The 13486-nt window shown below is 43.6% G+C and carries 9 protein-coding genes; 8 read left to right on the top strand and 1 reads right to left on the bottom strand.

The window, feature by feature from the left end; all coding sequences use genetic code 11:
* Positions 1-90: 90 nt before the first annotated feature.
* Positions 91-822 (top strand): Smr/MutS family protein, encoded by a 732-nt coding sequence (locus ACS8FD_RS00430; protein WP_439273925.1) that lies wholly within the window; start codon positions 91-93, stop codon positions 820-822.
* Positions 823-938: 116 nt separating this feature from the next.
* Positions 939-1571 (top strand): DNA-3-methyladenine glycosylase family protein, encoded by a 633-nt coding sequence (locus tag ACS8FD_RS00435; RefSeq protein ID WP_439273926.1) that lies wholly within the window; start codon positions 939-941, stop codon positions 1569-1571.
* Positions 1572-1614: 43 nt separating this feature from the next.
* Here the strand turns inward: ACS8FD_RS00435 and ACS8FD_RS00440 are convergent, their stop codons facing one another.
* A complete protein-coding gene (locus ACS8FD_RS00440) occupies positions 1615-3552 on the bottom strand; it encodes a mechanosensitive ion channel family protein (protein ID WP_439273927.1) in 1938 nt (645 codons plus the stop codon).
* Positions 3553-4118: 566 nt separating this feature from the next.
* On the opposite strand from ACS8FD_RS00440, the gene ACS8FD_RS00445 reads away from it, so the two are divergent.
* From ACS8FD_RS00445 to ACS8FD_RS00470, 6 genes are all read left to right on the top strand, one after another.
* On the top strand, positions 4119-6071 hold the full coding sequence (locus tag ACS8FD_RS00445; RefSeq protein WP_439273928.1) for a TonB-dependent receptor domain-containing protein: 1953 nt from the start codon (positions 4119-4121) through the stop codon (positions 6069-6071).
* Between the two features lie 310 nt (positions 6072-6381).
* On the top strand, positions 6382-7806 hold the full coding sequence (ahcY, locus tag ACS8FD_RS00450) for an adenosylhomocysteinase (RefSeq protein ID WP_439274043.1): 1425 nt from the start codon (positions 6382-6384) through the stop codon (positions 7804-7806).
* A gap of 17 nt (positions 7807-7823) precedes the next feature.
* On the top strand, positions 7824-8717 hold the full coding sequence (locus ACS8FD_RS00455; protein ID WP_439273929.1) for a methylenetetrahydrofolate reductase: 894 nt from the start codon (positions 7824-7826) through the stop codon (positions 8715-8717).
* Between the two features lie 124 nt (positions 8718-8841).
* A complete protein-coding gene (locus ACS8FD_RS00460; protein ID WP_439273930.1) occupies positions 8842-9714 on the top strand; it encodes a 16S rRNA (uracil(1498)-N(3))-methyltransferase in 873 nt (290 codons plus the stop codon).
* Positions 9715-9873: 159 nt separating this feature from the next.
* Positions 9874-11112, top strand: a complete 1239-nt coding sequence (locus ACS8FD_RS00465; protein ID WP_439273931.1) for an EAL domain-containing protein — start codon at positions 9874-9876, stop codon at positions 11110-11112.
* Between the two features lie 391 nt (positions 11113-11503).
* On the top strand, positions 11504-13297 hold the full coding sequence (locus ACS8FD_RS00470; RefSeq protein ID WP_439273932.1) for an acyl-CoA dehydrogenase C-terminal domain-containing protein: 1794 nt from the start codon (positions 11504-11506) through the stop codon (positions 13295-13297).
* Positions 13298-13486: the final 189 nt, after the last annotated feature.

Here is a 13486-nt window from a genome sequence, read left to right on the forward strand (position 1 = left end):
CTACTAATAACACTATAAGAGCACGGTACTGCAGCCTAAAAGGCTTAATTACTCATTCATTTTTATCAACCAAACAGATTTATATTTATTATGGCAAATTCTCTATTTTCAAAAGAAATGCAAGATCAGCTCAAAGAGCTCAAAGGACAACTCAGTAAAGGCCGTGATACTAATAGCCCTGAAGGCGAAAATCAAAAGCCGACTGAGCCTGTCTCTCTGCCGACGCAAAAACAGGTCAAAAAGACGGTTAAACAAATGGACAGCGAGCATGTCGACGATGATAAAGTACTGTTTATGCAAGCGATGCATGGCGTCGATCAGTTAGAAGACAAAAATGTACGCTCACCGGTCAAAGCGAATAAAGCCGGTAAGCCTGACGCGGCGACCTTATCGAAACGCGCCGCAGCGCAAGGTAACGAAGACGGTGATCTAAGTACCGGCCTATCTGATATGCAAGCGCTATTGAACCCAGTAGCGAGCGAAGCTTATTTATCTTACAAGCAGCCTACGCTACAAAATAAAGTCTTTACTCAGCTTAAGCAAGGTAAGCTTCGCTGGTATGATGCAGTAGATATCCACGGCTGCACCATCGAAGAGGCGCGCGAAGCTATGACTCAGTTATTAGTGCAAGCTAAGCGAAATAACGAAACCATGGTAAAAATTGTCCACGGTAAAGGTCAGGAAGCTATCCTAAAAACTTGCGTTAATGGCTGGTTACGTCAGCTACCAGAAGTGCTAGCTTTTTGTTCAGCACCGCCAAAAGATGGTGGTAATGGTGCGGTTTTAGTGCTGCTAAAAAAACCTAAAGCTGATGGTGAATAAGTTATTGATATTGTCATTATCACTACTATAGTTATCAATCTATAAAAAAGGACTGCTTAAACGCGGTCTTTTTTTATGACTAATTTGTGATTACTTTTATAATTGGGAGAATCATTATGAGCATCAATACCCTTGATACTTCAGCTGAACTAAAAGCGCACATCCAAGCCCTTATCGAGGTAGAACCAAGATTTGCGGTTGTCTATGAGCAAGTGGGCGTGCCGGATTTACGGCGTAATGAAGGCGGGTTTGCAGCTTTACTACGAGCGATAGTTGGCCAGCAGCTATCCGTCGCCGCAGCTAGTAGTATTTGGCAGAAGCTCTCTAATGCAAAGTTAACCTCAGCGCAAGCAATTATACAAGCAAGCGATGAGGACTTAAGAGCGCAAGGTCTGTCTAGACAAAAAATCCGCTATGTTCGCTCGTTAGTGGCGCACGATATCGATTATCAGACACTAAAAACGATGAGTGATAGCGAAGTCATTGACACTTTGACCGCAGTTATTGGTATAGGGCGCTGGACCGCTGAGATGTATCTACTATTCTCTTTAGGACGAGCTGATGTCTTAGCGGTCGATGACTTAGCGATTAGAGTAGCCGCTATGGCGCTGTTAGAGTTGCCCGAACGCCCTACCCCAAAACAGCTAAAGATAGCGACACAGACTTGGTCCCCTTATCTTAGCGCTGCCAGCTTACTACTGTGGGCGCACTATGGCTGGCTACAAAACAAAGAAGCGATGCCAGTATAGTCGCTTCTTTTATCAGCGCTTTATGCATAGCCGAAGATGAGATTTAAGGCTTGTTCCAAGGCTGATTCCAGATAGAGATATTGAAGCTTTTTTTGGTGCGCTTAAATTTACGCTTAGCCAATCTAAGGGTAGTAATTTGCTTAGACTTATTAGGATTACTGACTTTACTCTTAGCCAGTTTAGCCGCCTTTTTATCTTTTACCGCACTCTTAGTACTATTCGTCTGGCTACTATCTATCTTACTACTATCAGAACTATCTGCTTGAACCGATTTTTCAGTAAGCTGTAAAGGGCTATTCTCCTCAACCACTGCAGCTGAAGTCTTCACTACGTCCTCTGATCCATTATTAGTCTGCTCATTAGAGGTAGCATCGGCAGTCTCAGGCTCTGACTGATGGTCAAGATCAGCCTGATTGACGAGTAACTGCTGCGTTGGTAGAGCATGTTCCACTTTGTAGTCTTTGACTTTGGTCAATATATCGACTAGCAGAGTATCTTGTTTACCATAAAACTCAATCACATCGAAGGAATTAACGTAGGCTCTTAGCTGAATAATATAACAGTCTTGGCGCAGCTCTAAGATGTTAGCCTGATTCCACTCTTTATTGGTCAGTTCGTGCTCTTTTAGTAGTGTGTCTAAATCGTTGACCATCTCAAAGATCACGTTGATATCAGCACTGCGTTTGATATATAAATTATGCAAAAACTGGAACATATCACGCGAGGTGAAGTTCTCAATTTGCATGGAGGAGAAATCGCCATTGGGTACAGTGACAATGGTTCGGGTTAAAGTACGTACCCGTGAAGAACGAATACCAATATCGATCACTGTCCCTTCATAAGTCCCAAATTTACAATAATCGCCTATGCGTACCGGCGAGTCCGCGACGACCACGACACTACCGACTAAGTTTTCAATCGTCTTTTGCGCACCAAGTGCTAAGGCTAAACCACCAACACCTAGAGCGGCAATACCCGTTGTCAGATCAAAGCCTAAATTGCCGAAGATGACAATCACGGCAAAGATGAGCAGCAGCGCCTTAGTTATCTTACGCATCAGCCCTAAGATAGAAACGCGCTCAATGTAGTTCTTTTTATAGCTTAAATTAACAGCTCGAGTAAATAGCACATCTACCATGCGTAGCAGCAGCCAAGTCACTGCTAACCAAGAAGCAATATCAGTGAAGCGATTGATCGGCTCACGCAGCGTCACAGATACCCCAGAGTAGACCATTACCTCAGAGAGTATCAACGCCATTATGACGACTGATAACGGTAGAATGATCTTATTTGGTAGTGGTAAAGGCTCGCCGCGCACTCGCGGATAAGCGATACGCAAAAAGTGATAGCAGAGCCATACCGCGATATAAGTGACTAAAAAACTACCTAGGGCCAGCATGATAGCGGCTACTAAATCTGCCAACTGATAGCCGAATAACTTTTCGTCCTCTAAGCTCTCCATGGTATAACGCGATATCAGGGTTGGCTCAGTATTTTCAATCACATCTGGTACTAAGCTCAGCGTATCACTAGAGAACTGCCAATACTGCTTGCCATTTTCAGCGACGACTCGCTCTAGTATGAGCGAGACATTCTTATCATTGATACTGATATTACCAACTTTCTCTTGATCGGGCGGCAACTGATCGGCAAGGTTGCCTTCTGGCGTATTATTGATTTGCAAATCAGGCTGAAAGCGCCCTCCTGCATCTAAGGCTTGCTTGAATTGGCGCACGATAGGCGTTGGGTTATCTGATTTGGATAAATTAAGATAATTACTCGCCAGTAAATAATCGTTTTCACTCAAAGCATTGATAAAGCTTTGCACCGTTTGCCTTGGCGTATCGCGCCCAAAAGAGTCTGGTATCGGTGATCTAGCGCTCTCTTCACTACTCTCGCCAGCACTACTCCCGACGCCTAAGGCGCTTGGCTCTGCCGCGAGAGCAGGCGTCGATAGCACCGCTATAAACATCGCTAGCATAAGCGCTATGATTATGAAAACCTTGGGAGATGGTACTGGCGTTGTGGCTGACTCTTTGTAACGCTCGATAGACAAAACAGACCTCATCATTTAGTTATTGGGCTTGGTAACTTGACTTTTGAGTTGGTATAAATTTGAGTAGGTATAAAATAATTAAACCACTACAGCATGCAAACCATCGCTATGATAACAATTATTTATCACTAAATTATTTATGTTTGCCTACTTTTAGACAAATTATTTTGTAAGCTACAAAAAATACATTTCAGCCAAGCTGTATTATTAATAAATAAGCTAGCCCGCTGATTCATAGCAAGAATTATTTTATTCCACCAGTTTGCGAATTAGGCTGAGTAGCGCTCAGCCTTTACTGAATATTTATTCATTTAAAATAGCTTACAAACCGTTATAATTCAGCAATAAGAAAAGCCTTACAGGGTATGGCTTTTTTAGTGGCTCTAACTTTTGGTATGACTACGCTAAACCTTGTTAACTTTGCCTGCTATTATCTTTGACTATTTTTGTATAATTGGCACCTTTCTCTGCTTCCTTTTGATTTAATAACTTTGGAAAACACTATGCTGTTGTTAGCTTCTTCTACCCCTTACCTACGACTTTGTATTTTGAGCACGCTTGGCCTGTGTGCGATAAGTGCCAACGCTGCCACGACTCCAAGTCCCGTTAACGACGACGCATTACCAGAAGTTGAGCTAGATAAAATCGTCGTAACTGCCACGCGTACGCCAACTAAGACCAGCAACGTTATTGCGCAGACACGAGTGATTGATAAAGAGGAGTTACAGCGTTATCAAGGTCAGACGGTCGTAGATGTTCTTAAGAGTCAATCTGGTATAAACATCTCGCAAAGCGGCGGTATGGGAACTATTAGTAATTTTTATATGCGTGGCTATGATAGCAAGCAAGTTCTTGTGATTATCGATGGTATTCGCTACAGCTCTATCTCAACCGGCACTCCATCATTAAACCTATTACCCGTCGAGCAAATAGATCGTATTGAAATACTATACGGCGCATCAGGTTCTAGTGTCTACGGCTCAGACGCTATGGGCGGTGTGATTCAAATTTTTACGAAAGGTAATAACGTAGAGCAGTCTAATATTTCTACCACAGCTGGTTACGGCAGTAATAATCACTATCAAGTGGGTATAACCGGTCAGCTCAAAAATGATACTTCATCATTAAGTTTAGGTGTCAGTCGCAATGAAACGGATGGTTTTAATGCGATTGCCAACTCTGACTCTTATGATTACAACGATGATGACGATGGCTTTGAGTCTACTAACGCAAGTTTGGTCTTACAGCATCGGTTCACTGACGAATTAACTGCAGGAGTCAGCGGTTTATACTCAGACTCTACAACTGAGTTTGATTCAGGAGGAAATGCTTTTCCTGATGTTCATTCAGATCAGAAAAATGGCAGTGCTAATGCTTTTGTTCAGTATCAAACTCCATTAACGATTACTAAGCTCAGCTATGGTCAAAGTATAGATAAATCTACCTCTTATGATGCTAATTCCATTGATTACAACGAGGGTAGCCAGTTTGATACTACTCAAGAGCAGGCACGCTTAGAGACTAGCATCAATGCGCAACCTGGCACAGTTATCGTTGGCGCAGAATGGTTATCGCAAAAATTGGATGCCTCAGACGTATTGGTCTATCCCCCTTACCCTGACACTACTCCTCCTGTTCAAACCGCATATAACCCTGATGACAGAAAGGTAAAAAGTGCTTTTGTTGGCTATCAATTAGCAGATACGTATTATGACCTGCAAGCTAACTACCGCGTTGATGACAATTCACAATATGGTAATGAAAGTACTTACAATATAGGCGCGGCTATTCTTCCGTTAGACGGTGTGCGTATTGGTGCTAGCTACTCTACAGGATTTCGCGCGCCAACTTTCAATGATTTATATTATCCCGGCTATAGCAACCCAAATTTGAAGCCTGAAACCAGTAAAAATACAGAAGTGTTTGTCGAATATAACAAAGGCAATCAGGTGTCGCGTCTGACAGGCTATCATACCGATGTTGAAGATTTGATTGGCGGCAATACTAACACTGCTGAAGCAAAAATTAAGGGGTTGAGCCTGACATCAGATTGGCAGGTTAATTCTTTCATTTTTGGCTTGGGCTATGATTACCTAAAAGCAGAGAATAATACCTCGGGAAGTTCTAATAAAGGTAACGAGCTTGTCTACCGTCCCAAAAATAGTGGTTTAATCTATGTTGGTTATCAGCAACCTAGCTATGATTTGCGTCTTGAAGCTAAGCATACTGATGATAGGTTTTCAGACGTAGCCAATCAAACCAAGCTAGATAGCTATACCCTAGTCAACTTGAGTAGTAGTGTTTATATCAATCCTAATCTTCGGGCTAATCTACGTATAGATAATATCACTGATGAGGACTATACCCTTGCCAGTCAATTCGGTAATGAATATGCCACAGAAGGTACTAGTTATTTCACCTCACTAACCTATGACTGGTATTAAGCTTACTTAGCACCGGTTAAAACTTAGTTTATCAAGAATAAAGGCTATCACTCGATAGCCTTTATTTATGCTGGTTAATGCCATAAGCGTTCACTAATTATATCCACCAAAAGGTGACAATCTGCAGCGCATATATTACAATAACGACCTCCGAGAGGTGTTGCACCATAAAAGCTGATTCGTAATTTTAACTTTTAAAACTATGCTAATAGCTCTTTATGTTAGGCTCGGTAGCTTTTTATCAAAAGCATGAACAACGGCACCTGCGTTTTATTTTTTATCATACATCTATTAACAATAGGAGCATATGATGGACGCAGTGTCTAATACCCCATCTGTCCACACCATCGACCCCACTTTCACTGACTATAAAGTGGCTGACATCAGCCTTGCTGATTATGGCCGCCGTGAAATTACCCTTGCCGAAGCTGAGATGCCTGCCCTTATGGGTCTGCGTCGCCGCTATGAGGCCGATCAGCCGCTAAAAGGCGCAAAAATTGCCGGTTGTATCCACATGACCATCCAGACTGCCGTGCTTATCGAGACGCTTACTGCGCTTGGTGCCGAAGTACGCTGGACCTCTTGTAACATCTTCTCGACCCAAGATCATGCAGCGGCCGCTATTGCAGCAGCTGGTATTCCGGTGTTCGCTTGGAAAGGCGAGACTGAAGAAGAGTACGAATGGTGCCTGCGTCAGCAAATCCACGTTGGCGGCGAAGAATCAGGACAGCTTTGGGATGCTAACTTGATCCTAGATGATGGTGGTGACTTGACCGCCCTTGTGCATAATGACTATCCGCAAATGCTAGATATCATTCATGGTATCTCTGAAGAGACCACCACTGGTGTACACCGTTTGGTTGAGATGCTCAAAAATGGCACGCTCAAAGTACCAGCCATCAACGTCAACGACGCGGTTACTAAATCCAAAAATGATAATAAATACGGCTGCCGTCATAGCTTAAACGATGCCATCAAACGTGGTACTGATATGTTTTTGGCGGGCAAACGCGCTCTAGTCATCGGTTATGGCGATGTCGGCAAAGGCTCTGCCCAAAGCCTGCGCCAAGAAGGCATGATCGTACGCGTCTCAGAAGTCGATCCTATCTGTGCTATGCAGGCTTGTATGGATGGCTATGAAGTGCTATCGCCATATATTGATGGCGATAATACTGGTGGTAGCGACAGTATCAACACGCGTCTGCTAGAAGACACTGATTTGATTGTTACCACTACGGGTAACTATCACGTTTGTGACAAACACATGCTAGCGGCACTAAAGCCTGGCGCTTTGGTTTGTAATATTGGTCACTTCGATACCGAAATTGATACCCAGTTTATGCGTGATAACTGGCGCTGGAGTGAGGTGAAGCCACAAGTTCATCAAATTTTCCGCTCGGATGATGAGAACGATTACCTTATCTTGCTTGCTGAAGGCCGCTTGGTCAACTTAGGTAACGCAACCGGTCACCCATCACGAGTGATGGATGGCTCCTTTGCCAACCAAGTATTGGCTCAGATGTATCTATTCGATGAAAAATTTGCGGATCTGCCCGTTGATGAGCGTTTTGACAACTTATATGTCAGAGTATTACCCAAAAAGCTTGACGAAGAAGTCGCCGCTGCTATGGTAGCAGGCTTCAACGGCACGCTGACTAAGCTGACTGAAAAGCAGGCAGAATACTTAGGCGTACCAGTCGAAGGTCCGTTCAAGCCTGAAGAATACAAATACTAAATCCAAGGAATGTGACTATGAGTAAGCCTGCTTTCTCCTTTGAGTTTTTCCCCGCCAAAACTGAGCAGGGACATGAGAAGCTAATCGCTACTTTTGATGAGCTTAACCAGTTGTCACCAACGTATTTTTCAGTGACCTACGGTGCTGGCGGCTCGACTCGTAGTCGCACTTTAGATATAGTACAGGCGCTATGCAAGCGCAGCGATACGCCAGTGGCTCCGCACATCTCTTGTATCGGTGATGATAAGGTAGAGATTGCTGAGCTGCTAGATCTTTATAAAGGTCTAGGTATCAACCGTTTAGTGGCGCTACGTGGCGACTTGCCTTCAGGACAAGTCGGCATGGGCGAGCTACCGTTTGCCTTGGATTTAGTCAAGTTTATCCGTGAGCACTCAGGCGATCATTTTCATGTTGAAGTCGCGGCATATCCGGAGATGCACCCGCAAGCCAAAAGCTTTTTATTCGATATTGATAACTTAGTCAATAAGTATAAAGCGGGCGCTGATACGGCGATTACGCAGTTTTTTTATAACGCCGATAGCTACTTGTATCTGCGTGATGCGCTTGAGCAGCGCGGTATTGACACTACTGCTCAGCCCTTGGTCGCCGGTATTATGCCGATTACCAACTCAAGCAATCTCATACGCTTTGCAGATAGCTGCGGCGCTGATATACCGCGTTATGTGCGCAAACAATTAGCGGACTTTGGCGATGATCGCAAAGCCATTCGCGAGTTTGGTTTTGACGTTGTCTATCGTCTCTGTGAGCGCTTAATAAGTGAGGGCGTACCGGCCATGCACTTCTATAGCATGAACAAGGTTGAGCCAAATAAGCGCTTGGTTGAAGCTTTAGGCCTAGGCTCTGAAACTTTAGGCTCTAAAACCTTGGCCTCTGAGACCGCTAGCGTATAAAGCTATAGATAGGGTCGCTCATTGCTATATTAGCTTAAGCAAGTATAATTACTGGTACTCTTGGAGTGCCAGTTTTTTTTGCTACTTTTTATATCGTATTTTATCCTAACAGGAATCTTTTAGCGTGCGACGTTTTTTTTATGCCACTAACAATAATGAGTATCCAAAGCTTAGCAGCATAGCCGTAGGTCAAAGCCTTGAGCTGACTGAAGCCATCACTCATCATTGGTGCCGTGTACTGCGAGCCAATATTAATGATCAAGGGATACTGTTCGACGGTTTTGGCGGCGAATACCAAGTCCAGCTACAAACCATTAGCAAGAAACAAGCGACAGCTATTCTACTCTCTTATAATGACATCGATCGCACCGCACCAGTAATGACTAAAATCGGCTTGGTTATGAGCCGCGGTGAGCGCATGGATTATGCGATCCAAAAATCAACAGAGCTTGGCGTGAGTGCGATTCAACTGCTCAGCAGTCAGCATGGTGAAGTCACTCTCAAGCCGGCGCAAGTCGACAAGAAGCTGGCACACTGGCAGCAGATTGCTATTGCCGCCTGTGAGCAATGCGGCTTGAATCGTGTGCCACTGATCTTAGCTCCTTTACCTATACAGCAATGGCTAGTACAAAGCGCGGCTGATAACGGTAGCGACGCCGCACAGACGCCTTTATCAGCAGCAGTCAGCGCCAGCGTCTCCACCTTAAGCCAAGATAAGTATTATCAGAAACTAAAGCGCCCAGTAGATTTACGTTTGCAGCTGAGTGTACCTGCTGCCGACCAACCCTCGACGCCAGTGGCACTTAGTGAAGTGTTAGCGACACAAAACCCTTATCTTCAGCTCCTTATAGGCCCTGAAGGAGGGTTAAGCGCAGCGGAATGCCAGCAAGCAGCACAAGTCGGATTTTTGCCATGGCAAATCGGCGCGCGCGTACTGCGTACTGAAACCGCGCCTGTCGTAGCGCTGTCTACTTTGTATGCATTGTCTCAGCCGTAACAGACTTTATCTTAAAGGTATAGACTAGCGTGTTTTTATCACGATAAACCCTTTATGATAAAACAGTATTTCGTTAAATATACAGCAACATCTATAGCGACCTTTTTGCTTATAATGATTATTTAATATAAAGCCTTTGTTTTTATCACGAGATTCGCGATGACTCCCTTTGAGCTTCTCTCCTCTACCTACAAACAACAACTGCTTACTAATTACTATCAGCAGTTAGATCAGGCCGTCTTTATTTTGGATGCTGATAAGCGCTATTTATCGATGAATAGTGCTTATGAGAGGTTAACCGGCTACCGTGAAAACCTGCTGATTGGTTACCCTTTTGGCACTTTTATCACTCAGTGCTTCACAAAACACAAGCCTGAGATTTTAAAAGATTTGGCTGGTCACCTGCAAGATAACAACAGTTATCAAAAGACCTTTGCCTTACCAAATAAAGACCATCAAATCTTACATTATCTTATCGTCTTTCAAAAGTTCACTGTCGACGATAAGGTTTTTTATATTGGTACGTTACAAGATTCTGTCACTGACGTAATTGAAGAGCCGCGATCAGAGTATTTGCTAGATGAAGACGAGATGGAATACTCTTCTATAAATAATAAGCTCTCAGTAAGTCTACCTGATCAAAAGCAACTCTTAGCAAAAGCTATTGCTGATAACCAATTCGTCGCTTATTATCAGCCTAAATTCAATCTAGAGACTAAATCTATTGTTGGTTTTGAGGCTTTAGTACGCTGGCAACATCCGACGCGCGGCCTTTTAAAACCTAAAGACTTTATCGCTGATATTATCAGTTACGGTCTCTCATTCGCACTATTTTCTCGGCTATCAGAACAAGTCGCCCAGATGTTAGTCAAATGGCAGAGTATGGAGTTTGCTCAACATATTTGTATCAATGCTGATGCCGCCGAATTTAGTCATCCTGACTTTAATAAGGTGATTAGCCAGTTATTAACTCGATATCATATCGACTCGCATCGGCTGCATATAGAAATGACTGAATCATCGCTACTGCCTAGTAATAACAATATAAAACAGCGGCTCATCGAGCTCAAAGCACTCAAAGTTTGTTTAGCGCTAGATGATTTTGGTACGGGCTACGCTTCTTTAAGTTATTTACAGCAATACCCTTTTGACTTCATAAAGATCGATAAAAGCTTTGTCTCAGAGCTTGGCTCGAATCAGACTCAGCAAGCTATTGTCCAAGCGATATTAGACTTAGCGCTCGCTTTGGATATGCAAGCGGTCGCTGAAGGCATAGAAACTGAGCAGCATTATGAGCGGCTGCGTGAGATGGGCTGCTTATATGGACAAGGGTATTGGCTAGGCCATCCGGTTAATGCAGAAGCTGCCACTTCGATGCTCAGCGGCTCAAATAACTAGCAAAAGCTGCGCTATGTTAATAAAAAACTGTCGCTAATGCTTATCCTATAAAGGTTGCAAGGCAGGTTGATGACTTATCAGTATTAGCTCAAAACTTGTATAATTGCTTATGAAAGCCTATCTTTTAAGGGTAAGCGTTGAAGGCCGAGTGATGCTTTCACTGGCCTATTTTTCAGACCTCTATTGTTATCATTATAGTTATCCCTCTTTGATGGTTATCGTAGCGATTTTAGAGAGCTGCCATAAGCCTTTTTAGTTGATAATTGGCTGCCTATATCGTCTGCTAAACAGCTTTCAATCAATAGATTTTAATGACCAAAATATAACGACCAAATAACTGTAGCGGCGATAAGCCGTCATTAGTTATACCCAAAAAAAAGGACAGGATACCATGCAATATAAAGCCCCTATTCGTGATATGAAGTTTGTCATGCATGAGCTTCTAGATAGCACCGCCCATTATCAAACTATGGATGATTACTCTCATATCGAAGCGGATATTGTGGATAGCTACTTAGAAACCGCAGCTAGCTTCGCCGAAAATGAGCTATCGCCCTTGAACCAAAGTGGTGACGCTGAAGGTTGTCATTTTGAAAATGGTGTAGTCACTACTCCTAAAGGCTTTAAAGAAGCTTATAAGCAGTACTGTGAGCTTGGCTTTACCTCTTTGACAGCTGAAGAAGAATTTGGTGGGCAGAATATGCCAATGTCGCTTAACTCAGCTATTTCTGAGTTTATGGGTACTGCGAACTGGTCATTTGGTATGTATCCTGGTCTCTCTGAGGGCTGCGTAGCTACTCTTGAGCATCACGGTACTGATGAGCAAAAAAATAAATACCTACCAAAATTAGTCTCTGGCGAATGGACAGGAGTCATGTGTTTGACAGAGCCTCAGTGTGGTTCTGATCTAAACTTAGTGCGTACCAAAGCTGAGCCTAATGATGATGGCAGCTACAATATTAAAGGTAGCAAAATTTGGATCTCAGCTGGCGAGCACGATATGTCTGAGAATATCGTCCATATCGTTTTAGCGCGTCTACCCAATGCTCCAGAAGGCACCAAAGGTTTGTCATTGTTTGTAGTCTCCAAGTTCATGGTCAATGATGACCAAAGCTTAGGCGAACGCAACGCCGTCTCTTGCGGCTCTATCGAGCACAAAATGGGTATCAAAGCTTCAGCGACCTGTGTAATGAACTATGATGGCGCAACGGGCTGGCTCATTGGCGAAGAAAATCGCGGCCTAAACGCTATGTTTACCTTCATGAACGTGGCGCGTATCGGTACCGCTATTCAAGGCGTCACTGCAGCTCAGTTTGCCTTCCAAGGCGGCTTAGCTTTTGCAAAAGATCGCTTAGCCTTCCGCTCACTCGATGGCGCAAAAGCACCAGAAAAGCCAGCTGACCCTATCATTGTCCATCCTGCAGTTCGTGATATGTTATTGACCACCAAAGCATTTGCTGAAGGCGGCCGTGCGCTTATCAGCTATATGTCTCAGTTTGCTGATATCGTCGCCAAAGGTAAAGGCGAGGCGCAAGAATACGCCAATCAGATGTTGTCATTGTTAACGCCAATCGGTAAAGCTTTCTTAACCGAAACTGGCTTAGAGGCGGCAGGCCATGGCGTACAAGTTATGGGCGGTAGTGGTTTTTGTACGGAATATGGCTTAGAGCAAAACGTCCGTGATAGTACTATCTCTTGTATCTATGAAGGTACTACGCAGATTCAGTCGCTTGATTTGATTGGTCGTAAGGTCTTAGGCTCACAAGGTAAATTGCTAGCCAACTTCACTAAAGTTATTACTGATTTTTGTGAAGAAAATAAAGACAATAGCGACATGACTCAGTTTACCCGTCCGCTGATGCAGCATGTTAAGCAATGGGGCGAGCTGACTAAAGAGATTGGTGAGCAAGCAGCACAAGACCCACAAGCAGTAGGTGGTGCTGCGGTTGATTACATGTACTTTAGTGGTTATGTCACTCAAGCTTATTTATGGGCTCGTATGGCCTTAGTGGCACAAACTGAGATTGCTAACGGTAATAGCGAAAAAGCGTTTTATGATGCTAAGGTCAAGACCGCTCAGTTCTTCTACACTAAGCTGCTACCACGTACCAGCACCTATGCTCAACGTATCAGCACTGGTGCTGAGCCGTTTATGAGTATGGATGCAGAACAGTTTGCTTTTTAAGCTGACCGTACTTTTGAGCTAATGTCATAAAATATTGAGTTGAAGCGAGCTTTTGCTTACTTTACAGAGCAGCGAGATACTTAGGTATGTCGCTGTTTTTGTTTGTTTCTGCAAAATATTGATATAAAGTGCTTTAATTAGACTATCTTTAATTATACTACGAGGCTTTAAGCCTAAATTAAAGACCAC

The organism is Psychrobacter sp. 1U2 (assembly GCF_051847575.1).